Source organism: Paenibacillus sp. FSL E2-0177 (assembly GCF_037992975.1).
GTDB lineage: Bacteria > Bacillota > Bacilli > Paenibacillales > Paenibacillaceae > Paenibacillus_AQ > Paenibacillus_AQ odorifer.
Genome location: NZ_CP150307.1, coordinates 5,158,916 through 5,185,853, shown reverse-complemented (window position 1 = coordinate 5,185,853; position 26,938 = coordinate 5,158,916). Strand labels below are relative to the sequence as shown.

At 44.5% G+C, this 26,938-nt stretch carries 16 protein-coding genes; 10 read left to right on the top strand and 6 right to left on the bottom strand.

The features are described from left to right. Positions 1 to 48: 48 nt before the first annotated feature. A complete protein-coding gene (locus MHI25_RS23235; RefSeq protein WP_175617405.1) occupies positions 49 to 1,773 on the bottom strand; it encodes a sensor histidine kinase in 1,725 nt (574 codons plus the stop codon). 257 nt (positions 1,774 to 2,030) lie between these two features. Between MHI25_RS23235 and MHI25_RS23230 the strand changes: the two genes are divergently transcribed. From MHI25_RS23230 to MHI25_RS23220, 3 genes are all read left to right on the top strand, one after another. Next, complete coding sequence (locus MHI25_RS23230; RefSeq protein WP_051491272.1) at positions 2,031 to 2,987, top strand: ABC transporter permease subunit; 957 nt, start codon at positions 2,031 to 2,033, stop codon at positions 2,985 to 2,987. A 26-nt stretch (positions 2,988 to 3,013) separates the two neighbouring features. Beyond that, a complete protein-coding gene (locus MHI25_RS23225) occupies positions 3,014 to 3,904 on the top strand; it encodes a carbohydrate ABC transporter permease (protein WP_036683186.1) in 891 nt (296 codons plus the stop codon). A 107-nt stretch (positions 3,905 to 4,011) separates the two neighbouring features. Then, positions 4,012 to 5,625 carry an extracellular solute-binding protein gene (locus tag MHI25_RS23220; protein ID WP_038574721.1) on the top strand — a complete coding sequence of 538 codons (1,614 nt, stop codon included), beginning with the start codon at positions 4,012 to 4,014 and terminating at the stop codon, positions 5,623 to 5,625. A gap of 71 nt (positions 5,626 to 5,696) precedes the next feature. Here the strand turns inward: MHI25_RS23220 and MHI25_RS23215 are convergent, their stop codons facing one another. Next, positions 5,697 to 6,548: a helix-turn-helix domain-containing protein gene (locus tag MHI25_RS23215; protein WP_076128941.1), complete on the bottom strand. Its 852-nt coding sequence runs from the start codon at positions 6,546 to 6,548 to the stop codon at positions 5,697 to 5,699. Between the two features lie 133 nt (positions 6,549 to 6,681). Here MHI25_RS23215 and MHI25_RS23210 point away from each other — a divergent pair, with 133 nt between their 5' ends. Both MHI25_RS23210 and MHI25_RS23205 read left to right on the top strand, forming a co-directional pair. After that, positions 6,682 to 9,147: a glycoside hydrolase family 2 protein gene (locus MHI25_RS23210; RefSeq protein WP_076187615.1), complete on the top strand. Its 2,466-nt coding sequence runs from the start codon at positions 6,682 to 6,684 to the stop codon at positions 9,145 to 9,147. Positions 9,148 to 9,382: 235 nt separating this feature from the next. Further along, positions 9,383 to 11,572 carry an alpha-galactosidase gene (locus MHI25_RS23205; protein WP_076279238.1) on the top strand — a complete coding sequence of 730 codons (2,190 nt, stop codon included), beginning with the start codon at positions 9,383 to 9,385 and terminating at the stop codon, positions 11,570 to 11,572. 1,335 nt (positions 11,573 to 12,907) lie between these two features. On the opposite strand, the gene MHI25_RS23200 is transcribed toward MHI25_RS23205, so the two are convergent. The 3 genes from MHI25_RS23200 to MHI25_RS23190 form a co-directional block, all read right to left on the bottom strand. After that, a complete protein-coding gene (locus tag MHI25_RS23200; RefSeq protein ID WP_340394427.1) occupies positions 12,908 to 13,786 on the bottom strand; it encodes an AraC family transcriptional regulator in 879 nt (292 codons plus the stop codon). Between the two features lie 75 nt (positions 13,787 to 13,861). Next, entirely contained in the window at positions 13,862 to 15,217 is a 1,356-nt protein-coding gene (locus MHI25_RS23195; RefSeq protein ID WP_340394425.1) for a response regulator, read from the bottom strand. Beyond that, positions 15,198 to 16,928 carry a histidine kinase gene (locus MHI25_RS23190; protein ID WP_076130287.1) on the bottom strand — a complete coding sequence of 577 codons (1,731 nt, stop codon included), beginning with the start codon at positions 16,926 to 16,928 and terminating at the stop codon, positions 15,198 to 15,200. Before MHI25_RS23190 ends, MHI25_RS23195 begins: the two co-directional genes overlap by 20 nt. Positions 16,929 to 17,156: 228 nt before the next feature. Here MHI25_RS23190 and MHI25_RS23185 point away from each other — a divergent pair, with 228 nt between their 5' ends. From MHI25_RS23185 to MHI25_RS23165, 5 genes are all read left to right on the top strand, one after another. Beyond that, positions 17,157 to 18,113 carry an ABC transporter permease subunit gene (locus tag MHI25_RS23185; protein ID WP_340394424.1) on the top strand — a complete coding sequence of 319 codons (957 nt, stop codon included), beginning with the start codon at positions 17,157 to 17,159 and terminating at the stop codon, positions 18,111 to 18,113. 36 nt (positions 18,114 to 18,149) lie between these two features. Next, the gene (locus tag MHI25_RS23180) at positions 18,150 to 19,025 is read left to right on the top strand and encodes a carbohydrate ABC transporter permease (RefSeq protein WP_036683169.1); all 876 of its coding nucleotides are present in this window, start codon (positions 18,150 to 18,152) and stop codon (positions 19,023 to 19,025) included. 41 nt (positions 19,026 to 19,066) lie between these two features. Then, on the top strand, positions 19,067 to 20,740 hold the full coding sequence (locus MHI25_RS23175) for a hypothetical protein (RefSeq protein ID WP_076147914.1): 1,674 nt from the start codon (positions 19,067 to 19,069) through the stop codon (positions 20,738 to 20,740). An 86-nt stretch (positions 20,741 to 20,826) separates the two neighbouring features. Next, complete coding sequence (locus MHI25_RS23170; RefSeq protein WP_076130285.1) at positions 20,827 to 22,251, top strand: family 43 glycosylhydrolase; 1,425 nt, start codon at positions 20,827 to 20,829, stop codon at positions 22,249 to 22,251. 26 nt (positions 22,252 to 22,277) lie between these two features. Continuing rightward, positions 22,278 to 24,281, top strand: a complete 2,004-nt coding sequence (locus MHI25_RS23165; protein WP_076306420.1) for a beta-galactosidase — start codon at positions 22,278 to 22,280, stop codon at positions 24,279 to 24,281. 76 nt (positions 24,282 to 24,357) lie between these two features. Here MHI25_RS23165 and MHI25_RS23160 read toward each other — a convergent pair whose 3' ends face one another. After that, a complete protein-coding gene (locus MHI25_RS23160) occupies positions 24,358 to 26,646 on the bottom strand; it encodes an AraC family transcriptional regulator (RefSeq protein ID WP_340394421.1) in 2,289 nt (762 codons plus the stop codon). Between the last annotated feature and the right edge of the window lie 292 nt (positions 26,647 to 26,938).

The window sequence follows — 26,938 nt, the reverse complement described above, 5'->3', positions numbered from 1 at the left end:
AAGCAAGCCAAACGATCCCCGCAATGGAGAATCCCCTCGTCACCGCTCCTACACCTCTTTTTGGGGTAAACGAATCTGCACAGTGGTGCCTATTCCTAGTCTGCTAAACACTTTAACGCCGTAGTGCTCACCAAATTTCAGTTTGATGCGGCGATCAACGTTAGTGATTCCGTACCCTCGTCCAGGCTTATCCTCAAGCAAAGAACTGAGCGTCTCGCGGCTCATCCCCATGCCATCATCGATTACTGACAAAATAATATCGTTCGCTTCCATGACACCTTTGATATGAATATTCAGCGGACTTTCTTGACTCCACACGGCATGCAGCACTGCATTCTCCACAAAAGGCTGTAAGGCAAGTTTGACTGTAGAGTAAGGCAGAATCGCTTCATCTACTTTGTAGGTAATGTTCAGTTGTCCTTTAAAGCGGATTAGCTGAATGGCGTTGTAGCTCTGGGTCAGCTTTAATTCCTCGTGGATGGTCAATATACTTTTCCCTTTATTCAGGGAGATTCGATAAAACTTGGCTAGATGAAGCACCAAATCTTGTATACGGGTATCTTGATGTTTTAGGGCAAGCGATGAGATGGAGCCCAGTGTGTTGTACAGAAAATGAGGGTTGATCTGCGCTTGCAGCAGGTCAAGCTCGGCTTCCTTGCTCTGCAGCTCCTTCTGATACACCTCGGTAATGAGACTTTTGAGCCGGGTGGTCATTTGCTTGAAGGCAAAATGCAGCTGGCCAATCTCATCATTTCCCAAATGTTCTTCTGTACTATGATTGAAATCCCCCCGTTCCAGGCGGCGGATCATCCGGATTAAAGTACGGATACGCTTGCTGAATAGCGACGCCGTAATGTAAATCAGCAGGAGGGCCACGCCAATAAAGCCCAGTGAGATTTTGATAATCAGATCTGAGAGTGATTTAGCATCCTGAATAATGCTGTCATAAGGGAAGATGGACACCGTTTTCCATCCATTTTTGAGCGTGTTATAGACGGCGAAAGCCTTTACCCCTTTGTAAGTTGTGTCAAATCTGCCCGATGGCGATTCATCGAATTTCTGATCAAGCAATTCCGGCAGGCTCGTATTTAATAAGTGCTTGTCTGCTGCTGAGAGAATAAGCCCTTTGTCATTAATAATAAAAATATCTTTCCCGCCCGCTTCTTCCTCCATTAAAGAATAGATTACCGATTCGGAGATTCTGAAGACCAGAATACCGTAGGGATATTGATTGCGGTTATTGTTCAAAAATCTTGCTAAGGTAAACATGGCCGGACTATCTTCGGTTTGCGGTGAGGACAGATGAATGATATTCCCGTGTGACTGCTGAAGCTGCTTGAACAGCTCGGTCTCTTTAACCTCAGCTGTTACCGGCTTGATATAGTAATCATCTTTGGGAAGTGATTCATTGTCCGAATAAATGAAAACGCTATCAAAATCAGGATAGGCAGTCATTATCGTGTCCATGCGGTTGCCTATATATTGATAGACATCCAGATAAGAAGGATCATCCTGGTATTCACTCGTGAGGTAGCTGGCAAGTCTGTTATCCAGGTAGATGGAAGCTGAAATATGTTCATAGCTGTCCAGCTTGTTTTCCAAATTTTTATTAATCTGAGCTGTTGAATTCATCATATTGCTGTAAATCTGATCCGTTAATTTTGATTTTGTTAATTCGTAGGAAAGGTAGGCGAAAAGCATCATCGGAACAATGGTCACTAGCACAAATACGCTGAACAGCTTGGAACGAAAGCTCAAATCAATAAAAGGCATATAAATATATTTCCTATATATATGGCGCATAGAAGAAGTCCCTTCTTTACTGTAAATTCGCTGTTTGCCATGTTCATCATAGCAGACTAAATATCGAAATCCAATGCTCGAATCTGCCGAAACTCCTTTAAAAAGCGCTATCATTCGGAGGATTGAAGTATAGAAAGCCACCTGTTGCGGACTTAAGATGAATAGGAGAGAAGTTGAATCGAGATGTGGCTCGACATGCTGCACTAAATAAAAAGGGAGGGTATTTGATGCATAAAGCAAGCGCTATCAAAACAGTCAGAGGCAATAATCTGTGGTACAGATTAAAAGAGCAGAAATGGTTATTTTTGCTGATGCTGCCTGCCTTAATTGCGACATTGCTATTTTCTTATGGTCCTATGTTTGGGATGTATATGGCGTTTACGAATTATCAGCCGGGCGGAGGAACGTTTTTTCAACAATTTTTCCATGCAGAGTTTGTAGGCTTCAAGTGGTTTGAGTATTTCTTTACTACCGGAGATTTCTACCGTGTAATGCGTAATACGCTCGCTACAAGCTTGCTGACCTTGTTATTCGGATTTCCAGCGCCGATCATACTCGCACTTGTACTGAATGAAGCTAGGCAGGGATTTTTCAAAAGATTTGTACAGACGGTTTCTTATCTGCCGCATTTTATCTCATGGGTTATCGCTGCAAACATCGTGATTACGCTGCTGGCTTCCGATGGGATGTTTAACAATTTACTGGTGACGTTGGGCATTGTTCAGGAACCGGTTGCTTTTCTACAAAATGGACCACTATTCTGGTGGATTATCGCTTTGTCTAACATGTGGAAGGAAATGGGCTTCAGCGCCATTATGTATCTTGCTGCAATTTCCGCTATTAATCCAGAGCTCTACGAAGCAGCAAGAGTGGATGGAGCCAGTCGCTTTCGGCAAATGTGGCATATTACGTTGCCAGCCTTGCGTCCAACCATTGTTATTTTAGGGATTCTAGCCGTCGGAGGCATTTTGAATGCGGGCTTTGAACAACAATACCTGCTGCAAAACAATACCGTGCTTGAGTATTCAGAGGTTATCGATATTTATGCATATAAATACGGGCTACAAAACAGCATGTTCTCCTACGGGGCGGCCGTTGGGGTATTTAAATCCGTGATTGCCTTTATACTTGTTGTAATTGTGAATCGTATTTCTAGAAAAGTGAACGACCAAGCGTTGTTCTAAACACGAAAAAGAGAGGAGCGCTTGTGATGATTTCGAATAGATACGGGGATCATATTTTTAAATTTATAGTTTATTTCATTCTTATACTTGTGTTGTTAGTTACCTTTCTGCCTTTTTGGAATATTCTCGTTCTTTCATTAAATGCTGCTGAGGATACCGTACGTGGTGGCGTCTATTTATGGCCCAGAGTCCTCACCTTTGATAGCTACAGTCAAATCTTAAAAGATAGCGAGATTTTGAATGGCTTATGGGTTACTGTCAAACGTACCGTAATTGGAGCGCCGCTATCTGTCCTTGTCATTACGATGCTTGCTTATCCGCTAAGCCGCCGGAATTTGATGGGACGTAAAGGATGGAATCTATATTTTGTCTTCACGATGTATTTTGGAGGCGGACTGATTCCTTATTACATGGTGCTTAAAGCGCTGAATATGATTGACACGTTTTCCGTATTTATTTTGCCAGGGCTGATGAATGTCTTCTATATGATTATTGTCCGTACCTTTATGGAGGGGCTGCCTGGTGAGATCGAGGAGTCGGCGAAGGTAGACGGGGCGAATGACCTGACGATTTTCTTCCGGATTGTTCTACCTTTGACCACACCCGTGCTTGCGACTGTAGGACTTTTTCAGGCAATCTCACATTGGAATTCGTGGTTTGACTCCTATGCGTTTACCTATAGTTCTGACTTAAAGACCTTACAAGCCGTACTCGTAAAAATATTAAGCCAATTCCAAACCGGAGGCATGGTATCGCAATCGCAAATGCTAGCTAACTCGGCTAAGCGGAATGCGGTTTCAAGTGATACTATCCGGATGGCAGCGACGATGGTGGCAACATTGCCTATCGTACTGGTATACCCATTCCTGCAAAAGTACTTTGTTAAGGGTATGACTTTGGGAGCGGTTAAGAGTTAATATGATTAAATAAATGGCGGCCCTGAAGGGGGGTGAGCGGACAGACTTGCTTGGTTGCTTGATAGACTTATGAAGTAACTTACTTAATGGGAGGAATTAGGGTGTCTATGATAAAGAAAAACAAATGGTTGAACGTGAGTATTACTGCAGCATTAGCCGTTGGTGTATTAGCGGGTTGTGCTTCAAATGATGGAAAAAACAATACAAACCAAACGGCCGGAGACGATAAAAAACAAGAGCCGATTACATTGACCTGGTTTGATTCAAATACCAAGGGTGAGCCTTTCACTGATGCTATTGCGCAAGAAATCACCAAAAAAACGGGCATTTCGATCTCAATACAGCAGCCAACGGGTAATCCTACGGAAAAGCTGAGCTTGATGCTAGCCAGCGGTGACTATCCAGATGTAGTTGTAATGAGCCGGGGTGATGCTTCTCTCGATAAATACATTACAAGTGGCGCATTTATAGCGCTCGATGAGTTAATTGAGAAAAGTGGACCAGACATTAAAGAAATGTACGGCGACACATTGATCAAAACACGTTATAAAGATGGAAAAAACTATTACCTAGCTAACTGGTATGGCCTGGATAGTGATCCTGTTTTCGGTATGCTGATGAGAAAAAATCTGGTTGCTGACCTGGCTCCAGATAAGGCAGATGGCTCCACCCCACTCACAACGGATGAGTTTGAAGCACTTTTAAAGAATTTTAAAGAGAAAAACAAGACAATTGATGGAAAAGAAACTGTTCCAATGACGATGAACGGTGAAAATATGGGCGCCAACCTGGGTACATTTAAAGGGATGTGGGGTCTGAGAACCTACTACGATAATAATGGAACATTACAATATGATGTTAAGGATCCAAAGTATCGCGAGATGCTGCTTTATGTGAACAGTCTGTATAGAGAAGGTCTAATCGAAAAAGAATTTGCCATCAGCAAAACACAAACCTGGATTCAAAAGCTGGCTACCGGCGCAGTGTTCTCCACACCAGGCGCATACTGGGACCCAGGTAACGCAAATGGTACTCTGAAGAAGGATGGCGGAGATGATAATCAGTTCTTCCCGTACAAGGTTGTAGCACCAGGCACAGAGACCTCCCAAACAACATTCGGACCAAGAAGCTCACTTGGATGGGATGCTATTGCCATTACGAAAAATAACAAACACCCTGAAGAAACTATCAAGCTGTTCAACTACCTAGCGAGTGACGAAGGACAACATTTGCTGCTATGGGGTAAGGAAGGCGAGCAGTACACCATGGTGGATGGAAAGAGACAACCAGACCCTGCATTCCTGCAAAGCTTCAAGGATAACTGGGACGATGCTGTGAAGAAGAGTGGTGTTCGTAAATGGTTGTGGTTTGTTAAAAATGGTCTGGATGCCAATGAACAGCCATACGATATGGCCGTTAAATACCAACGTAGTGAAATTGACGAAATGGCCATTAAGAGCCTTGGAGATTCTGTATGGGATACAGCAGAATTTGATAACTTAGGTCCTGACGGCGGAACGCCTGAAGCGCTGACCGCGCAAAAAGTAAAAGATATTATGGACCAAAGCATTACGAGAGTAATCATCGCTCCTTCTGAAGCCGAAGCCAATTCTACATTCGACAAGATGCTTGCGGATATGAAAAAAGCTGGGGATGAAAAAGTAGAAGAAATCTTCAATCAGAAGTATAGCGAACGTATGGAATTGTGGAACTCAAAATAATATATTTATCTATGTAAAAGCTTCCTCTCTGCATTTCAGCAGAGGGAAGCTTTTTTTGTTGTATAAAAAAACTAAACCAGCCGATTAACATGTGCATTCCTGCGGAAATCAAGCGGGGCTTGATGATAGAATTTTTTGAATTGATGATAGAAATGACTGACATTCTCGAAGCCGGATTCCAAAGCGATATCGACCACACGCAGCTCGGTAGTGAGCAGTAGGTTGCGGGCTACATTGAGCTTTAGCTGGTTGATATATTCCGTAGGTGTCTGGTTCAAGTATTGCCGGAAGGCACGGTTCACATGGCCGGCGCTTCTCCCTGACAGCTCGTACAAGGCATGAAGTCCACGGTGCAAATTATCCTTTAAATGCATTTTGGTTATGGCATGCTCTAGCCAGAGCGGGAATTCTGGTTGAGCGACTGTCTCTGCGGAGAAAAAATGCTGGGTGAGTGTATCGACGAGCAGGCCTTTTAGAAAAATCCGGGACTTAACCTTGTCTAGGGTTGATAGGATTCGAATGCGTTCCATAGAACGGATGAAACTAGCCATTTCCAGCTGAGATAACATGGCGATTCGGGGGAGAGGCGTGTTCAGCAATCCGTGCAAAAACTCCTCTTCATTCAGATAAGTTAAAGCATCTTCAATGAGGCTTTTGCGGCAGGGAATGTTCAGGAAACGGCAATCGCTATCACCATCTGCTTCATATCTGTGGGTATCACTGGGCCGAATAAAGACAAGGCAGCCCGTCTGAAGCAGCTGCGCTGTCCCGTTAACAATATGCTGACATCTGCCTTCTGTGAGAATGAAAAATTCATAGAAATCATGCGTATGCTCTGGAGATACCTGACTTAAGGACTCCACCCAGAAAGGGTCTGCTAGTAGTTCAGGATTCATATGGCTTGCCTCGGTGTATTTGAGCATGTTCGTCCTCCAGGGTATTAGTGATGTTAAAATAGCACATGATTATCGAGAACACAACACAAGAAATATAAAGATATTATTGATAGACTTGATCTATAAGAAGGCAAAATAGCACATTTTGGAGGCGGAGAAAATGCATCTTGTAGATATAAATGGAAAATGGAAAATGAGACGTCTGCATGAGCCGAGTTGGCTGGAGGCTAGTGTGCCAGGTTCTGTCTATCACGATTTATTGAATGCCGGAGAAATGCCGGATCCGTTCTATCGTGAGCAGGAATATGAGGTTCTGGAATTATCCAATGACGATTACGAATATCAGCGTTGCTTTCAAGTGGAAGCTGAAGTGTTACAGCATGACTGCGTATTTCTGCTGTGTGAGGGGCTGGATACGTTATGCGAGCTTTTTGTGAATGGAACTAACATTCTGAACAGTGATAATATGCACCGGACGTATGAAGTGGACATTAAGTCAGTGTTGAAGCAAGGCGATAACACCATTCACGCGATTTTTCGTTCCCCAGTGGAATTTGCTCTGCGGAAGCAAGCGGAGCTGCCGCTTAGCAGTTGTGCTGATGCAGTGGAGGGAATATCCCATCTGCGCAAAGCACATTCCATGTTCGGCTGGGACTGGGGTCCGAAGCTACCCGATCTTGGAATCTGGAGAAGTCTCTCCATTCAGGGGTATGACAGTGCCCGTGTTGACGATGTTTATATTACACAATTTCACGAGCCGGATAAGGTTACTCTGGATGTTCGGGTAAGAACAGAGAGCTGGCAGGAGGTTGAACGGGAAATCGTAGTCAGCGTTCACACTCCAGCAGGTGTGGCCGTTGAACGTCGTGTGTTCGAAACTGCCGGAGAAGATCATCATATTACACTGGAAATTATCGAGCCAGAGCTGTGGTGGCCGAATAATCTGGGTGCACAACCCCTGTATAACGTCGAGGTTGTGCTGTTACAGAAGGGACAGGAGCTGGATCGTCGAGAACTGCGGATTGGATTAAGAACGATTTCTGTGAAGCAGGAAGAAGACCAGTGGGGACAATCATTCGCTTTTGAAGTCAACGGCGTGCTTATCTTTTCTACAGGTGCTGATTATATTCTGGAAGATAATCTTCTGCCTCGCGTGACTATGGAACGCACGGATCGCCTGCTCCAAAGCTGCGTGGCTGCTAACTTTAATACTATTCGCGTATGGGGTGGCGGTTATTATCCTGACGATTATTTTTATGATCTATGCGATGAATATGGGCTTATTGTCTGGCAGGATCATCTGTATGCCTGTGGAATCTATGCTCTGACAGAATCTTTTGAGGACAATATCACACATGAGACGATCGACAACATGAAGCGCCTGCGCCATCACGCATCGTTAGGCTTGTGGTGTGGCAACAACGAACAGGAGATGGCTTGGGTCGATTGGGATTGGGAGAATCATTATTCGCTCCAGCTAAAGGCCGACTATATCAAGCAATATGAAGTGCTTCTGCCGGCTATCGCTAAGGAAGTTGATCCCAATACCTTTTACTGGCGTGCCTCTCCTTCCTCTAAAGGAAGCTTTGATAAGCCGAATGACGAGAACTATGGAGACATGCATTACTGGGGAGTTTGGCATGGCAAGGAGCCTTTTACCGATTACCGGAAGCTCTATCCGCGTTATATGTCTGAGTTTGGCCTGCAATCCTTCCCAAGCTTGAAGACGATTGAATCCTTTACGCTGCCGGAGGATCGCAATATTTTCTCCTATGTCATGGAGTCCCACCAAAAGAACAATACCGGAAATGAGAAAATTCTCTATTATATCGGCGAGACCTACAAATATCCGAAGGATTTTGAATCTATTCTCTATGCGTCCCAGCTTATCCAAGCCGAAGGCATGCGCTGTGGCGTAGAGCATTGGCGTAGACATAGAGGGCGCTGCATGGGCGCATTGTATTGGCAGTTGAACGATTGTTGGCCGGTTGCCTCTTGGTCTAGCATCGATTATTATGGCCGGTGGAAAGCAATGCATTATACGGCTAGACGTTTTTTTGCTCCAGTTCTTGCTTCTGCACATGACGAAGGAACCGTAGTTTGCCTGCATGTCTCTAATGAGAGCCGAGAGAAAGTGAGCGGTGAATTAAGATGGAGACTGCTTACTCCGACATCAGAGGTTCTAATGGAAGGTGCGAAGTCGGTGAAGATTGAGGCTTTAAGCAGTGCCGAGTTCGATCGGCTTGATTTTGGTCATGTCTTGGATACAAAAGAGAAGAAACGTGAAGCCTATCTGGAATATGTATTTGAGGTAGAGGGGGAGACGATAAGCGGGGGAACCGTCTTGTTCGTTAAGCCGAAACACTTCAGCTTTGTTGATCCTGAGCTTGAAGCCGTAGTCACAGAGGAAGCAGAACAATTCGTTATTACTGTGAAGTCAAAAGCATATGCCCGTTTCGTTGGACTTGATTTCAAGGAAAGAGATGCGATCTTCAGTGATAACTATTTCGACCTGTCAGCTGGCATTTCAAGAATCGTTACGGTTGCCAAAAAAGATCTCGACAAACCAGCTACGGCTGAGGAACTGCGTGCCCAGCTTACTGTACGTTCCGTCTTTGATATTTAAGCAAAAGGTTATTTTCCTACTATATCCTAGGCTACCAATCTCCAAATGACAGTTTGATGATATATATTCTAGTGGTTTAGATCCTGTGTATAGATAGATCAATATTTTACTATAATAGGTATAGATATTAAGATTGTATACCCTTCCATTTCACTCTAAAATAGACTTCGAAGAAGCATTAACTACAAACAATAAACGTTCTATTGAGCTACCTTAAGGAGAGTGCAAACATATTATGGGTATTTATTATGACGACAACCGCAAGGTGTTTCATTTACAGTCAGAGAAATCCAGCTATATTATTGAAATGATCAAAGGTGTTATTCCAGCGCATGTTTACTGGGGCCCACAATTGGCAGGGAGAGAATTTCAACACCCGTTGAATTTGGTGGAACGTTGCTCTTTTAGCCCAACTTATTTGCAGGAGGATAAAAATATCTCCCTCGACACCTTGCCAAGCGAATTCCCTTCCTATGGAAACGGGGATTTCCGCGAACCGGCACTGGAGGTTCACCTAGTAGATGGCACGACCGTAACGGATTTCCGTTATAAGAGCTACACCATTAATAAAGGAAAACCTGCACTCAAAGGTCTGCCTGCTACTTATGTTGAAAGTGATGAAGAAGCAGAGACCTTGGAAATTATACTGCAAGATGATAAAACAGGATTGATCGCTGCCTTGAGCTATACCGTATTTAACGATCAGGATGTTATAACACGTTCCGTGCGGATTGAGAATCTGGGTAAGGACAATCTGGTTTTGAAAAGAGTATTAAGCGCGAATGTTGACTTCCATGATTCTGACTATGACATGCTGCAATTATCCGGTACTTGGACTAGAGAACGCCATATTCACAAAAGACCCCTCGTTCCTGGCATCCAGCGGATTGACAGCAAACGCGGCTCCAGCAGCCATCAGCAGAATCCTTTTATGGCCTTGCTTGCAAAAGATGCGACAGAGGACCATGGCGAAGTTTATGGATTCAGCCTTGTGTATAGCGGGAGTTTCCTCGCCCAAGCAGAAGTGGATCAATACGGAATTTCCAGAGTAGGGATCGGTATTCAACCTTTCAACTTTCAGTGGTTGCTTGAACCGGGCGAATCCTTTCAGGCACCTGAAGCAGTATTAGTAAGATCCAGTGAAGGGCTTGGCGGTTTATCGAGAACCTATCACCGTCTGTATCGGACCCGGTTATGCAGAGGTGAATTCCGCGATAGCAAGCGTCCTATTCTGATCAACAACTGGGAAGCGACTTATTTTAATTTTAATGCGGATAAAATCAAAGAAATTGCTAAAGCAGGAAAAGAGCTAGGCCTAGAGCTGTTTGTGCTGGATGACGGCTGGTTCGGCAAACGTGATAACGACGACAGCTCCCTGGGAGATTGGGTAGAGGATCGTCGCAAGCTGCCTGAAGGTCTTGGAAAGCTAGGCGAAGATATCACGGCAATGGGCATGGAATTCGGATTATGGTTCGAGCCAGAAATGGTATCGCCTGAAAGTGATCTTTACCGTGAACATCCAGACTGGTGTCTCCATGTACCTGGGCATAAAAGTTCATTAGCCCGCCAGCAGCTAGTGCTGGATTTATCCCGTAAGGATGTATGTGATTATATCGTCGAGTCAGTTAGCTCGGTATTATCATCCGCTCCGATTACTTATGTGAAATGGGATATGAACCGGAATATGACGGAGATTGGATCAGCGCTTCTTCCAGCCGAACGTCAACGTGAAACGGCACACCGTTATATCCTTGGACTTTATGATGTGCTGGAACGTATCGTTTCCCGTTTCCCTCATATTTTGTTCGAAAGCTGCTCCGGCGGGGGCGGACGATTTGACCCGGGAATGCTGTATTATATGCCACAGACCTGGACTAGCGATGATACGGATGCAGTGGAAAGATTGAAGATCCAATACGGAACAAGTATGGTGTATCCTGCGAGTTCAATGGGTGCCCATGTGTCGGCTGTTCCTAACCATCAGGTACATCGTATTACACCTTTGGAGACACGTGGTCATGTCGCGATGTCGGGTAATTTCGGCTACGAGCTGGATTTGACCAAGCTTACTGAAGCTGAGCGCGAGGATATCCGCAAGCAGGTTTCGGAGTACAAGGAACTGAGAATGCTGATTCAGTACGGTGATTTCTATCGACTGCTTAGTCCTTTTGAAGGAAACGAGACGGCATGGATGTTTGTTTCCGCTGATAAAAAAGAAGCCTTCGCCACCTACTTCCAAGTTCTGGCCGGGCCTAATCCACCGTTGCGCAGATTGCGTCTGAAAGGACTCGACCCTGCGAAATCGTATAAGCTTGAGCTTAACGGCGGAGTATACAGAGGGGATGAGCTGATGCACTTCGGACTCACGCTTCCACAGCTTGAGGGCGATTTCAGAAGCCTACTTTTCGTGCTTAGAGAAGTTTAATCAAAAAAGGAGGGTGCCCCAAAAGCCATTGGCTGCTGAGCACCTTCCTTTTTTTTCTCCTTTTTTGAGTTCTTTTGTGACTAGCTGCGCGCCCGAAGCTGTTATTGGATGGGGTGTTTAGCAGAATGTTTACCTAGCCTTAGCCGGGGATAGCGGGCTCGAATAAGGGTGTTTAGCAAGATGCTTTGCTAGCCAGGTGCTGCCGTACGCGAATTAGTGCACCTTGTAAGTAGCTTGACGCCACTGGAATTGAGTGTTTATAACTCGAAGTCGGCGGGCTCAAATTGGTGCACCATGTAAGTTGCTTCCCCAGCCAACACGGTGCTATCGGACTCAAATGCCGCTAATCGCAGTCTTTTCACACATTTGGAGTTTTATCGGACCGCATAGTCGCTATTGACTCTAAAAGTACCTAATATGCACCTCTTTCGAAGGAATAGTTGCACTGGAGTCCGAAACTGTGCTCAAAAGGCGGAAAATTGGCAAATAGCGTCATCTGAGTCCGAAAGCGGCTGTGGAGGGGGGGACTCGGTGCTTTCGTACGCGAATTAAGGTGTTTAGCAAGTTGCTTCCCTAGCCGTGGGCTAGCGTACGCGAATTGGTACGCCTTGCAAGTTACTTACTCAGCCAACACGGTGCTATAGGACTCAGATGCCGCTAACCGCAGTCTTTTCACACATTTGGAGTTTTATCGGACCGCATAGTCGCTATTGGCTCGAAAAGTACCTAATATGCACCTCTTTCGAAGGAATAGCTGCACTGGAGTCCGAAACAGTACTCAAAAGACGAAAAATTGGCAAATAGCGTCATCTGAGTCCGAAAGCGGCGGTAGAGGGGGGTGACTCGGTGCTTTCGTATGCGAATTAAGGTGTTTAGCAGGATGTTTACCTAGGCGGGGGCTGCCGTACGCGAATTTGGGTGTTTAGCAAGTTTCTTCCCTAGCCGTGGGCTAGCGTACGCGAATTGGTACGCCTTGCAAGTTACTTACTCAGCCAACACGGTGCTATAGGACTCAGATGCCGCTAACCGCATTCTTTTCACACATTTGGAGTTTTATCGGACCGCATAGTCGCTATTGGCTCGAAAAGCACCTAATATGCACCTCTTTCGAAGGAATAGCTGCACTGGAGTCCGAAACAGTACTCAAAAGACGAAAAATTGGCAAATAGCTTCATCTGGGTCCGAAAGCGGGGGAGGGTGCTTGTGAGTTGGCACCACCATATCTGAATGGTTGCTACTTGCATCCACCGGCCCCGAATTAGCACCCCACGCCTGCCACGCCTGCCACGCCTGCCACTCAGCTCTATCGAAGCCGAATAGATATGCCTAGCAACATCAATTTTCAAAAAACACATGTTTGGACAGGAACTCTAGGTCCTGCTCGCGGTAAGTGGAGGGGCTAACTCCAAAGTAGGAACGAAAAACTTTGCCGAAATAGCTGGCATTGTCAAACCCGGTGTCCACAGCGATCTGGTAGATCGTCTGATCTGTTGTTTTCAGCATAGATGCTGCCAGCTCGATCCGTCTCCTTCTTAAATACTCAAAGGGCGAGAGATTGATGTTTTTTTGAAATAGCCTGCAAAGATGATGTTTAGAAATTCCAACATGTGCGGCGACATCGTCTAAGCTAAGGTTATTATTGTGCAGATCATTTTTCATGAATTGTATAGCGGCATGGAGTTTGTCATTTTTTATATAGGTGGTTAACAAACTCGGTTTCTTGAGGTATTTCTCCATGGACAATATCCACTGAAAGGCTTTCCCCGTTAGAAAATGCAAATCTCTTTCTTCATCAACCTGGATGTCCTTGAACATACTCCACAATAAATCTATCGGAACCGATTCCTGAGGGAGTTCTATAATAGGACCGCCATGTGCGATCAGCTGGTTCCAGAGTGAAATAGCTAGAGGTCCTCGTACATTCAGCCAAATGAATTCCCAGGGCTCTGTACCTTCCTCCGGATAATAATATCTGTGTATACTGGGGACAGTCACTAGGAAAGCTTTGCCCTTCGTTAATGGGTGAACAACCCCGTCTATTTCAATTCTACCCTCTCCAGATAAGGTGTACTGAAAAATAACACAACTTCTCTCCGTCCGGTTCTGGCCGTTGAATGAATATGCCGGAGTCTCGGCTTGTTCCCAGCCAATAGAATCAAACAGAAGCATAGAAGCTTGTTCTTCCGAGCGAATGGTGTAGGAGGAGCGCAACATTAGCAGGTTTCCTTTCCGTGGTTCGTTACTTCATTCAAAGTGTAAACTTTTTTGTTGATCTGTTCAATTTTTGTTTCATTTAATCTGCTGTCTTCGATATTGATAAGGCGTAATGCCATACTGATCTTTGAACAGCTTAATGAAATATTGTGGCTTTTTGTAGCCGACTAGATGTGAAATATCGAGCACATGTAAGTTGGAATCGATTAATAACTTGGAGGCCTTTTCCAAGCGTTTAGAAGAAATGTAGCTCGATAAATTTTCACCCGTCTCCTGCTTATAAAATTTGGACAGGTAAACAGGATGTAGGTGAACAATTTTCCCTAAGTCCTCCAGGCTCAAGCAATCACTAATATGATTGGAGATATAGGCTTGAATGGTATGAACAATGTTTTGATTGGAAAATTTAGCGCTTCTATCTAATTGGGTGAGACTCTGCAAGATGGATTGAAGAGCCGTATCTGGTTCTGATAATTGATTGAAAATCCAGTCTGCGACCTCACCTGATTGGATTTTATCGGTTGTGGAATACAGCAAATTAATGAATTCGAGCAGGTAGAGGAGCTTTTGTTTTTTGACAGTGAGCTTGGCAAAGTTTTTTAAAATGTTTTTTCTGGTTTGTTCCCATTCTCCAAGCTCTAATTTAGGGAGAGCACTAGAGGCACTCAGCATAGTAAAGTCACTGGCCCCAATATTTTCATTAAAAAAGAAATGATAAAAAATATGCCGAACAGCATGCTTTTGAGAAAATTCAAACGGCTCGGAAAAAGAAATGGAATCGACGCTGCTTGCCACAGTTTCGGTATTGGATTCTGGAATAATTCCAGTAATGGCTGATGGAGTGATCCAAATAAAGTCCCGTCCACCATTATGATCTTTTAACATCATTTCATCTTTCCCTCTAGCCCCTGAGACGTGAAAAAAGCAAAAGTGCTCATTCCGTAAAGCAGTATCGAGTGTGCTGTGATCATAACGTAGTGGGGAAGGTCCGCTAATAACAGAAAGCAAGTAACCTAGCCCATCTATCTTTTTCTCTGCCACTGGGGTTTTTGGGGGTTTCTCAGCGATACTCTTAATAACTTGACTCATGGCTTTTTCCATATCCTCTTTATCTACCGGCTTGAGTAAATAATCCAAAGCGCCCAGACGGATGGCTTGTTGTGCATAATCAAATTGAGAATAACCGGAAAGGAAAATTACCTTGGTATTGAGCTTTTTCTCATGAACATGATGCAGTAAATCAATGCCGGATACCTCGGGCATACGAATATCTGTAATAAGGATATCTATATGATTCTGATTCAATAGCTCCTTGGCTTCAATCGAATTTGTTGTCGTCTCAATATGCTCAATTCCAAATTTGCTCCAATCCAGCAGGTGTTTTAAATATTCAACGATGTAATGTCCGTCATCAACTATCAATAATCGCATATTGTCCTCCTTCATCCAGCGAGAAATCTATGAATGCCAGCACGGATAAACCACCCCAGTCATTGATGAAGAACCGCAGTCCGCTTAATTCACCATACGCATTTTTGAGGCGATGATGAATGTTCCAAAGACCAATTCCTCTTGATCCTTCAGGGGGGGATTCATTCTCAAGTCTGGCCATTAGCTGGTGTATTTCCTCAGCAGTAAGCCCCTTACCGTCATCGGCAACAATAATTAATGCTCCAGTATCAAGTTCTTTTACATCTATAGTAACGCGATGAGCCCCTTGCTGTTCTTCAATCCCATGCTGGATTGCGTTCTCGACCATAGGCTGGATAATCAGTGGCATAATCAGATGCTCTCCCAGTTCAGGAGGCAGGTTGATTTCATAATTTATTTTTTTGGAAAGTGACATGATGGATAAAAAATGATCGGCAAGCTGCAATTCAGAAGCCAACGTAACATTATCTGAATTCATTTTTGTTAAATAACGATAGTACTCTGCTAAATGCTTGCTCATCTGCATTACGGCTTCCGGTGAAGTTTTTGCCACTGCCATAATAAAAAACAGATTATTGTAAAGAAAATGTGGATTGATCTGAGCCTGTAGCTGTTTCACTTCGGCGTTTCTGCGCAGCTCGGTTTCTATTTTTAATGAAGCGAATAAAGCCTGTATTTTGGCGACCATGTGGTTAAAGCTTTTAAATAGACTATAAAATTGATTGTCCGGGTTCTCACTAATTCTGGTGCTGTAATTCCCTTGTTCCACTTGGTAGAATTTCTTGTCGAGCAGATATACATTGCGATAATAGTTTCGATAGAACATAAAAATCACGATAAGACCAATGATCAAGATCATTAAGATGCTGACAAAAAACACCTGTTTATTCCGGTTAAGCGGATTCAAAAAATCACTCATTCGCGTATAGGTAACTAGATACGTATCAATCGGCTCAATATACTTTGATAAAACATAATAATCGTCATCGTTGATATGATAGTCAAACTTTAGAATTTCATGTGCATTGGGTGTTATCGTCTCCTTGGCTTTTTCCTCGATTCGAATATCCACCGCTTTATTGCTAATCATTAAACTCTTGTTCACAAGTAAAAAGGCATTGGAGCTCTCGCCGCCACTCACTGCTTTTTCTAAAAGACTTGTTAAATACTCCTTTTTCAGCTTAACGCCCACGATGTACTGAATATTGGCAGGATTCTTAGGTTCATGAATATAAGGATAGATTGAAAAATAATACAAATTGTTATTAACAATCTGCCAGCCTCGCTGCGTGACTTTCTGAAAGGGCTGTTTGGCAAGCGAATCATGACCCGTAAAAATAAAAGTGCCGTCCGATTTCCAGTAGATACCGATAGATTCAATCGCCTGACTGGAGAGAAGTGGTGCTGATATGCGGTCATAGATATCGTTTTTTTTCATCTGGGCATCGTAATTGTTCATCTCTTGTATTTTGCTTTGATAGAAACGTACGGAGGTGTCGGCTGTATATTGGATGCCATACAAACTTGCCTCAGAGATGATGCCATCCAGAATGCTTTCCGTATAGGCTAGCTGATTTTTGGAGGAGTTAACCAAGCTCTCTTGAATGGTTTTGGAACCTAGGGAGTTCATTACGAAAAACAAACTTAAGGTAAGTAAAAGGAAAAAAACGAAAAAATATATGAATCGTTTCATATTTACTTTTTTAATCATAAGCATTACTCCTGTCGCTAGGACTCGTGTGAATTCATCATAAGCCATATATTCCAAAAGAAAAAGAGAAGAGCTCTCGCAAAATGAAAGCGTTTATAAAGATGTTTAGCGAGTGGTTATGATATTTAATTTGAGACATTTTCGAATGAAAGCGCTTTTGTTAACATTAAACCAGAAAGAAATTAGCAGCCAAGAATGTAAAAGGGGGTAAGCACAATAGCACAGATAATGAATACCCAGCTCAAATGGAGTGAGAAAGCCAACGTTAAAAAAAGCAGAAAGAATCCTTGGAAAAAGGAAATCAAAAAAAATTGGCCATTGTATGTTTTATGTATCCCAGCTTTGGTATTCGTTCTAATTTTTGCCTACGGTCCTATGGTCGGATTAGTGATGGCCTTTCAGGATTACAAGCCCTGGCTTGGAATTACAGGTTCAACTTGGATTGGTTGGGATAACTTCGCAAGAATCTTTCAATATAAAGAGGCAACACAATCCATTATCAACACCCTCATTATTGCTGTAATCAAAATTATAGTCGGAATTATTGTTCCTATCTTTATGGCGATTCTGCTAAGCGAGATTAGAAACATGGGGATTAAAAAGAGTATTCAAACCTTGGTCTATTTACCGCATTTTCTCTCTTGGGTAACCGTTGCCGGAATCATGATTGATATCTTAGGTCTGGATGGGGGCATAAATCATTTTCTTACGAATTTCCTCGGACTGAAACCGATTTTCTTTTTGGGCGATCCTACGCTGTTTAGACCGACGATCATCATCAGTGATTTATGGAAAAACTTCGGATTTGGCATGATTGTCTACTTAGCGGTGATTACAGGGATCGATCCTTCTTATTATGAGGCAGCTGAGATCGACGGCGCGTCACGCCGCCAACAAATAAGACATGTTACCTTACCAAGTATGATGCCAATGATCATCGTAATTGCAACGTTAAGCCTTGGGAATATCCTGGATGCAGGATTTGACCAAATCTATAACTTATACAATCCACTCGTATATAGTACGGGAGATATCATCGATACTTATGTTTACCGGTCATCCTTATTGAATGGCCAATACGGTTTTGGTACCGCTGTTGGATTGTTTAAATCCGGCATCAGCTTCATATTAATCGTAATTTCCTATCGAATTGCTTACAAGGTAGCTAACTATAAAATATTTTAAGCCGAAGTTGTTAAGCTTACAAAACTGTTAGGAGGAATGGGAGTGTATTATAAATCCAAGGGATATAGGATATTTTCGATTTTCAATCATATCCTCCTGATTCTAGTAGCCTTATCGTGTTTATTGCCTATGCTTCATTTGCTAGCACAATCATTTAGTAGTAAGACAGCGGTAAATGGGAATTTGGTATCCTTTTGGCCGGTGGACTTTAATATCGAAGCCTATGTGAAAACTTTTAAAAACACGAATTTTACAGGCTCCATGAGAATCTCAGTGGTCCGGACGGTACTGGGGACGTTAATCAGCATGTTCATTATTACAACGGCGGGGTATGCCTTGTCCAAAGATTTCCGTGGGCGTAATGCTTTAATGTGGATTTTTATATTCACGATGTTGTTTTCCGGTGGATTGATTCCTTCTTATATATTGGTTACGAAACTTGGGCTCAAGGACACGATCTGGTCGCTCGTGCTTCCCGGTGCCTTCGGAGCTTATAATTTGATTCTGATTATGAATTTCTTTAAAACAATCCCTAAGGCGCTTGAAGAGGCGGCATTTATCGATGGGGCTTCGTTCTTCGTCATTTTCCGGAAAATCTATCTTCCGCTTTCCCTTCCCGGTCTGGCAACCGTTGGATTGTTTATCATGGTGGGGAGCTGGAACGCATGGTTTGATGGGATTTTGTATATGTCGAATACAACGGACTATCCGTTAGCTTCATTCTTACAGACTGTAGTGGTGCAAGGTTCAGCGCAGAGTATGGCACTTAGTCAATCAGAAGCAGCCGCGTTGTCAGAACAGAGTATCAAAGCTGCGCAAATTTTTATTAGCACACTGCCCATTATCCTTGTGTACCCTTTTCTACAGAAGTATTTTGTCAAAGGCATCGTTCTGGGTGCTGTAAAAGAATAACGTGACCAACATATAAAACTTTAATTCAAAGGAGCTTATTGATGAAAAAAACAGGGGCCTTAATAACGACTACTGTATTGATGGCAGGATTGCTAGCGGGCTGCGGCTCAAACGGTAAAGAATCTACTGCGGCAGAAGCGGTTCTCAAAGACGGCAAATACGATCCTCCTATTACTATCAACATCGCCAAGCAACAAGATGAGAATGCCGGTAAATATATCAACGGGGAGAGCTTAAATGATAATGTGTTGACCCGCTGGGGTGTCGAGAATCTAGGGATTAACATCCAAACTACTCTTTTGGGCGGTGATGCCTCCCAATATAATACGAAACTTCGTTTAGCGCTCACTGGTTCCGAGAAGCTTCCGGATGTTTTGCCAGTGTATGATACCTCATTAGAAAATGATCTGATTCAATCTGGACTTGTAAAAGATATTGCGGAGGACATTAACAAATACATGCCTGAGCGTCTGAAAGAAATATATAAACAATATCCAACAACGTTCAACCCGGTTATCCAGGACGGCAAGGTTTATGGGATGGCGATCTCGCCCAATCTCACTGAAGGTGAGGTCATGCTTATCCGTCAAGATTGGTTAGATAAATTAAATTTAAAAGCGCCAACAAATATAGATGAATTTGAACAGGTAATCGCTGCTTTTACGAATGATGATCCGGATGGTAACGGAAAAAATGATACTTATGGATTTGATTTCTCGGGAAAAGATTCTTACAACACGGGCTGGGTAAGCGACTCTGTAATGATTTTTAGTGCTTATACAGGGAAGAGTCTCCCCGGCCAATGGTATAACGACAATGGAAAACTCACTTACGGTTCCGTCGCTGATGGGACAAAAGATGCGTTAGCTAAACTTCGCGATTGGTACTCCAAAGGGTATTTAAATAAGGAGTTGGCTACACAGGGTGCATGGGATGCACTGGCGGATTTCACTGAAGGTAAAGCAGGGATTATTATTGGCCGTCCTTGGCTGTACGGCAGTGTTAAAGATGTGGAAACTAACGTAAAAGGGGCTAAAATCAAAGCTTACCCAACAATTAACGGTGTAAGTGGGGATCGAACCTACCAATCCGGTCAACAGAACGATGGTGTCTTTATGTTTAATAAAGACTTTAACAATATGGAAGCTTTCTTCTTGTATTATGACAAGCTTTACGATGCAGCATTTGGTACCGGAGATTTCAAATATGGTTATGCTCAGGGATATGATTATGACATCGTTGGCGATGAAGTGGTATTCGATTCCAAGAAATTCAATACGCCTTTGGATGCCGCTCAAGGTGTAGGGAAAATGGCTTTTACCAAAAATACACCAAGTGTGGATGGCCCAGGTAAATCTTTTTATGATCTTTCCAAAGGTGCAAAAGCTGAGAATGGGGTCTTGATCAGATCGGCATCAAATGATGAAACAGCCAAAGAGGGATATGTGATTTCCTATGAGAATAGAGAGTCACTGCTTCCAAATGCATTTAACGGTCCACCTACCAAGACCATGCAGACAACTTGGGAGCAACTGAATACGATGGAAAAGGAAACCTTCACCAAAATTATTTACAGTAAAGAGCCGCTAACTGCGTACGATGACTTCGTGAAGCAATGGCATGACAAAGGCGGTACGAAAATTTCCGAAGAAATCAACGAATGGTATAACAATGCTAGCAAGGTGGATGTGATGTCTCAGATGGGATTGAAATAAGTTCGCAAGAACAGCAGGTTCAGTTAAGGTCATCCTTGGCCGGACCTGCTTTTTTGTCTAAAAATCTGATCCTCTGGAGGTTAATCATGGACGAAAATGCGAGTACAGTCACCCTACTAAATAGCGCTCCACTTCTGGATATGAGCGGAAATCCTGTACATGCACATGGTGGACATATGCTCTATACGGATGGATATTATTACTGGTTTGGTGAGAACCGGATGGATCGGCGGAGAGTGAGCTGCTACCGATCTGTGGATCTAGTGAATTGGGAATGGCGCAATGATGTGCTCACACTCGATTCACCGGTACAGCCGATTTATCATCGCACCACATTAGAGCTTGAACCCTTGGACAGGGAGGGGCGCCCAACGGGTGCGGTAATTGAGCGCCCAAAAGTACTCTACAACAAACTTACAGGGAGATTTGTTATGTGGATGCATTGGGAAAATGGACGCGACTACTCTGATGCGCGCTGCGCGATCGCTGATTGCGGGACGGTAGATGGGGATTATGTTTACCGGGGCAGCTTTAATCCGATAGGTAACATGTCTCGGGACTGCACCTTGTTCCAGGATGACGATGGGACGGCATATTTTATCTCCGCGGCAAGGGAAAATGCTGATCTTATTATGTATCGTCTGTCACCTGATTACCTCAGCATAGAAGAACAGGTCAAGACCTTGTGGCCCGGACAAGCGCGTGAAGCACCTGCATTAATGAAACGTCAGGGTGTATACTTCCTCATCTCGTCCGCCTGTACGGGCTGGTTGCCTAACCAAGGAACCTATGCCTGGTCCGAGGAATTATTTGGTCGTTGGTCACCCTTGCTGCCTTTGGGCGACATCACTACATACGACAGCCAGCCTGCTTTTATAGTTCCTATTGTAGGAACAGACAATGACCAGTGCTCTTACCTGTATGTTGGGGATCGCTGGGACCCTGCGGATTATTATGCCTCTTCCTATGTATTTCTGCCGCTCGGCTTTCCTTCTGACCGGGAAATGAAGCTTGACTGGGCAGAGCGAACGGTGATTGACCTAAGGAAGGGAATCGTAGCTGTGGAATGCGGCTCTGGTAGTGGTCTGTTCAGATTGAAAAGCTTAGGAATGGGGCTTTATCTGGCGGCGGGAAATCAATCCATTGAACATGAGGAGACCCTGAACGTCGAAGTCCGGACGCTTTCGTATGAAGATCAGCAGCAGAGATGGACGGTTGAATACGGGGAGAAGGGTAGGGCGAGAATTCGAAACAGTGAAAAGGCCTTATCTATTGGCCCGTTGAATTCCTTGCTGCTGGAGCCTATTCGTGACAACGAAGATCAGTTTATATGGTTGCTTACAGAGACAGAAGCAGGTTCACTGACTATTGGGAGCAATGACGGAAGAGTTCTTACCGTAGCAGGAGAACAGCGTGGGGGCTGGGGTTGTGTGTTTCTTGAATCCAAACGCTGCCATGATCCCCGTCTAGGTGCAGACCCGCAGCTTTTTCAACTGATTTCAGTAAGGTAAACAGTTTAGAGAAAAGAGGTATACCGATGAGTTTATCTGTCTCCTTCCCTATGGAATGGTTTAAAAGTGACCCCCATACACAACTTACTGCGACTTCCTCTGAGGCGTTTCAGTTCATCACTACACCAGAAGGTGGTGGATTTGAGCTTCAGTCAGGGCATCTGGAATCCGCCGCTTGGTGCGATTATGGTTTCGTTAATGCGGAGGTTTACCATGAAAGCCGTGACGTTCTGGTGCTGTTATTCAGTTTTTATGATCGGGATCATCGCGTCATTACTTATCATGTAGGAATTTTACCCGGTGTGCGCACGAAAATTTGTTTACCCTTGATTCATTTAAATGGTGAGAAGCTGTTCCTTCCCCGTTATCCGGGTGTGATGCAGACAGTACTGAGGGGAGATGCAGGCATCGATCGCAAGCATATCACCCGATTCTCTATCGCTACTCTCCCTTCAACAACAAGTAGAGCTGTGCAAATTAGTGGCTTGGCTCTAAGTCTAACTGAGCCCGTCTTTGAGTATGAACAGCAACCATATATAGATGATCTGGGCCAATTAAAGGGAAGGGATTGGCCAGGGAAAACGGTTGATGCAGAAGCGATGACGGATCGGCTGCGCACAGAGCGGAAACTTGCGGAACATGCTGATCACAATGGAGGTGACCTCAGCAGGTACGGAGGTTGGAAGGCGCTGAGATTCGCGGCAACTGGATATTTCCGCACGGAGTTTGACGGCAGCCGCTGGTGGTTCGTTGATCCAGAGGGTTATGCCCTGTTCAGTACGGGGATGGACTGTGTGGGTCCAGCTTGTTCTATGCATGTAACTGGCATGGAACACTTGATACCCTCATTGCCGGAGCGGGAAGGAATCTATCAAGAAGCTTGGTCACAGGATGGCGAGGAATTCAGCTTCGAGATTGCTAATCTGATCACTGCTTTTGGGGCGGAGTGGCGCTCTAACTGGGTGGCTATGACGGATTTTCGCTTACAACAATGGGGATTCAACACCATCGGTAACTGGTCCAATGATAGATTTATCAACGAATCCCAGCTTCCGTATGTTTATCCTCTAGTGGACTTTCCGCTGACGGAGCAAACTATTTTCCGGGATTTCCCGGATGTGTTTAGCCCGGAGTATGAGCGGAATGCCGGAAGCTTTGCGGAGCAGCTTCTTCCATTAAGGGAAGACCAGAGAATGGTCGGTTATTTCATGCGTAATGAGCCGCATTGGGCATTCGTGGATGGGTTGAATTTGACCGGGCAGATGCTGAAATCTCCGGTCCGTTATGCCAGTAAGAAGGAATTCATTCGCTGGCTTGCAGAAAAGTACAAAACAGTGGAACGATTAAACATGGCGTGGGATAGCGTTTTTGTAGAATTCGAGGATTTATACGATGTATCGAATGTGAATGTAACCGGGGATAATCTCACTTCTGCCCGAGAAGTGGATTATAACCAGTTTAACCGGATCATGATTCGACGGTATGTAGAAGTGCCAGCCCGTCTTTGCAAGCAGACGGATCCGAATCATCTGAATTTGGGAATGCGTTATGCCTGGGTTGGCAGTGATGAGGTGCTGGAGGGCTGCGAATGGTTTGATGTATTCTCTATGAACTGCTATCAGTTTAGTCCTGACAAGGAACAGATCGCCCAGATCAGCGGACGACTGAACAAACCAGTCATGATTGGGGAATATCATTTTGGTGCGGCTGAAGGCGGCATGTTGGCTTATGGGATCCGTGCGGTGGCAACCCAGAAGGAGCGCGGTGAGGCTTACCGTTATTATGTGGAGCAGGGGGCAGCCATCCCGCAGCTCATCGGAGTTCATTATTTTCAATGGAATGATCAGCCTGTGCTCGGACGTTATGACGGAGAAAACTATCAAATCGGTGTAGTGGATGTCTGCAACCGTCCATATGAACCTTTCGTGCACGCAGCGAGAAAGGCCCATGACCAGATGTATCAGGTGCGGACGGGTATGACAGCGCCCTATAATATTGTGCCAATGGAGATTCCGAAAACGGGATTCTGATTGCAAATCTTTACAACAAAAAGGCCCCCAGCCAATGGGGGGCCTTTTTTGTCCTCTCCTCTGCAATGTAGCCTCTTTACAAGCCAAGGCCGGAGGAGGGGAGTGAACCATCACGGGAATAGCGCTTGCGGTATTCGCCCGGAGTTATTCCGGCACAACGTTTGAACATACGGATGAAGGAATTTACGTTCTGATAACCGACCTGAAGCGCGATATCCTGAATCCGCAGTTCCAGATTCATTAGCAGCTCTTTGGCCCGCTCAATCCGCAGATTGTTCAGATATTCACTGAAGTTGATGTTTGTTTTCTCTTTAAAAATGCTGGACAGGTAACCTGGAGTTAAATTTAACTTGTCTGCTACTAGGTTGAGGTTGATGTCCTCGCCGTAATGTTTGTCTAAGTAATCCAGTACAAAGCTGATAATGGGGTCGCGCGACTCCGAGCGGCTACTGATGACCACGAGCACAGGACGAACCAGATCACGCAGCCATTCCTTGTATTGATCCATTGAGTGGAAAGCGTTAAATGGCTCTAGTCGCGGTGGTAAGAGACGCTCCGCTTCCGCTTGGGGCAGATTCAGCCTCGTCACCGTTTTGCTTGTCTGTTCCGCTGCTCCCAAGGCAAATGCCCGAAAATCCGCCGCCGCCGCGTCCTTGTGCTGCAGCTGCTCCAGCTGACGATCCAACCAAGCGAATACAGCCTCCTCATTGCCAGACTGCAGCAGATTGTGCAGCTCCTCTCCGTGTGTCACCTTTAAATGAAAGGATTTGGCGGATGAGGCTCTAGGTTCTACGATAATTTGTGTTTCCCCGTTCAATCTACGCTCATTTAACAACATCGATAGATTATTGTAGGCATCGGTAAATGAGGTTTCGCCTGAATATACCGGACTTACAGCAATAGTCAGATATAAGGATGTCTCCGAATCCAGCAGCTCCTTAAGGGTATCAAGAGCCTGCAGAAAACTGCTCTGCGGTCCGGGATTGAACAGGAGCAGCATGAGCTGATCATGTTCCGGCTGGAGTGCGACGCTTTCGCTTTCACCACCAGTGATCAAGTTTTGAACCAGCTTCCATAACATCAGTGTGTGTTTCTCCAATTCGTCCGGTAAGGTTTTGAAGCTGACCTTGAACAGAATGGAGGCATAGGGCTGTTCGGATTGCCTTACATCTTCAAGCTCCGCGAGGCTTTTACTCAGCGGGATATTTTTCACTTTATGAGTATAGGCATATTGGCGCACCAATGAGTTCTTATGATCAAGATCGGTCTGGATGAAGCGGTTACTCTCCAAAATGGAGCTCAGGCGGTCGCCAATAATGGCGAATTCCTTCACACTGCTCAATTTTTCAGGCCGGCTGCCTGCCTTACGGTCCAAGGCGGCAATCAGGCGCTGGAGCGGTTGGTTAAGCCGGTGGCTGAAGATTAGGGATGAGAGAACACTGATCAGTACTGCGGCAGAGAGTAATACAGCCAGCAATAGCTGCATCCCCCGCATTTCCGCAGCAATAGCCGCCACCTGGGTCACTCGGATATAGGTGAATCCAGTCTGTTTACCTTTTTCATAGAAGTAATATTGGTCTCCGACCCGCTCATGGGCATTGCCACTTTCCGGAAGCTGGCTTGTTTGCAGTTTACCCTCTGATGTAGAGAACAATAGATTCTTCTGCGCATCCAGGATATAGAACGGGGTATTGCCGGCATCTCCGTAGGCGGCCTGCATCAGCTGCGGATTCAGCATGACAATGCCGTACACTTCCTCATAAGGAATCGCTTTGACCAGCACTGGCATTAACCTTCCGAGCGTACGGGTGGAATGTATGGTTTTCTCGGTAAAGGTTACGGCGGGCATGACTTTTAAAAATTGATTGTCCATCGTTTGCCGGCTCCAGTACTCCGGAGGGTATTCTGCACTGAAGTAGTATTTACCGAACATATCTGCGGCGCTGCTTAGGCCCTCCCTCTCCAGTACATAATTTTCCTTTTTAAAATAAAGAATGAAATTTTCGATATGCAGAAAAGGATTAGCATACAGCGTTGAGAGATCCGATATCACTTCTGCCGGGATATCATATCGTCGGTTCTCTTTGAGGTGGCTTAGAATGCCTAGATTGGCAGTCCATGAATCGGATTGGGTGAGGGCAAGAATCATGTTCTGGGTCAACCGGAAATGATTTTCGTAGCCTTCGACCGTTTGTGCGAGGCCAAGCTCATTTTGCCGGATCATCTCCTTATAGATTTTGCCGCTTAAATACAGATGGGAGAACAGATTAAATGATGCCAAAATCAAGATGACACTGAGGAAGCTTAGCATCAGCTTAACGAACAGGGCATTCAGCGCAAATTTGCCTGTAACGGATCCCTTCATATGTATCCCCCTTTGGATGCACCCGTAAATGAATTGGATTAATTCTATCATAGCGGCAAAAAGCTAACACCAACAATATGCAATTTTGCTGATTTGTACGCTATTCTATGGAAATCCGCAGTTAAGGCGAAATGTTATATAACATGTAGATAGCGCTTTCCAAAGAAATGCAGCTATAATTCGGAGACAAATCCCAGGAAAAAGGGGGAAGTAATCTGACATCTATATGATTTATGATCATTTTAACAAGAGGAGACATGCATATGGCTCAAGCTAGCGTAGTGCAGGACAA

Excerpts from the sequence above, each read along its gene's own strand:
- MHI25_RS23160 (WP_340394421.1), bottom strand. The coding sequence starts at position 26,646 with ATGAAGGGATCCGTTACAGGCAAATTTGCGCTGAATGCCCTGTTCGTT.
- MHI25_RS23205 (WP_076279238.1), top strand. The coding sequence starts at position 9,383 with ATGGGTATTTATTATGACGACAACCGCAAGGTGTTTCATTTACAGTCA.
- MHI25_RS23165 (WP_076306420.1), top strand. The coding sequence starts at position 22,278 with ATGAGTTTATCTGTCTCCTTCCCTATGGAATGGTTTAAAAGTGACCCC.
- MHI25_RS23175 (WP_076147914.1), top strand. The coding sequence starts at position 19,067 with ATGAAAAAAACAGGGGCCTTAATAACGACTACTGTATTGATGGCAGGA.
- MHI25_RS23225 (WP_036683186.1), top strand. The coding sequence starts at position 3,014 with ATGATTTCGAATAGATACGGGGATCATATTTTTAAATTTATAGTTTAT.
- MHI25_RS23185 (WP_340394424.1), top strand. The coding sequence starts at position 17,157 with ATGAATACCCAGCTCAAATGGAGTGAGAAAGCCAACGTTAAAAAAAGC.
- MHI25_RS23170 (WP_076130285.1), top strand. The coding sequence starts at position 20,827 with ATGGACGAAAATGCGAGTACAGTCACCCTACTAAATAGCGCTCCACTT.
- MHI25_RS23195 (WP_340394425.1), bottom strand. The coding sequence starts at position 15,217 with ATGCGATTATTGATAGTTGATGACGGACATTACATCGTTGAATATTTA.
- MHI25_RS23190 (WP_076130287.1), bottom strand. The coding sequence starts at position 16,928 with ATGATTAAAAAAGTAAATATGAAACGATTCATATATTTTTTCGTTTTT.
- MHI25_RS23200 (WP_340394427.1), bottom strand. The coding sequence starts at position 13,786 with ATGTTGCGCTCCTCCTACACCATTCGCTCGGAAGAACAAGCTTCTATG.
- MHI25_RS23180 (WP_036683169.1), top strand. The coding sequence starts at position 18,150 with ATGGGAGTGTATTATAAATCCAAGGGATATAGGATATTTTCGATTTTC.
- MHI25_RS23215 (WP_076128941.1), bottom strand. The coding sequence starts at position 6,548 with ATGCTCAAATACACCGAGGCAAGCCATATGAATCCTGAACTACTAGCA.
- MHI25_RS23210 (WP_076187615.1), top strand. The coding sequence starts at position 6,682 with ATGCATCTTGTAGATATAAATGGAAAATGGAAAATGAGACGTCTGCAT.
- MHI25_RS23230 (WP_051491272.1), top strand. The coding sequence starts at position 2,031 with ATGCATAAAGCAAGCGCTATCAAAACAGTCAGAGGCAATAATCTGTGG.
- MHI25_RS23220 (WP_038574721.1), top strand. The coding sequence starts at position 4,012 with ATGATAAAGAAAAACAAATGGTTGAACGTGAGTATTACTGCAGCATTA.
- MHI25_RS23235 (WP_175617405.1), bottom strand. The coding sequence starts at position 1,773 with ATGCCTTTTATTGATTTGAGCTTTCGTTCCAAGCTGTTCAGCGTATTT.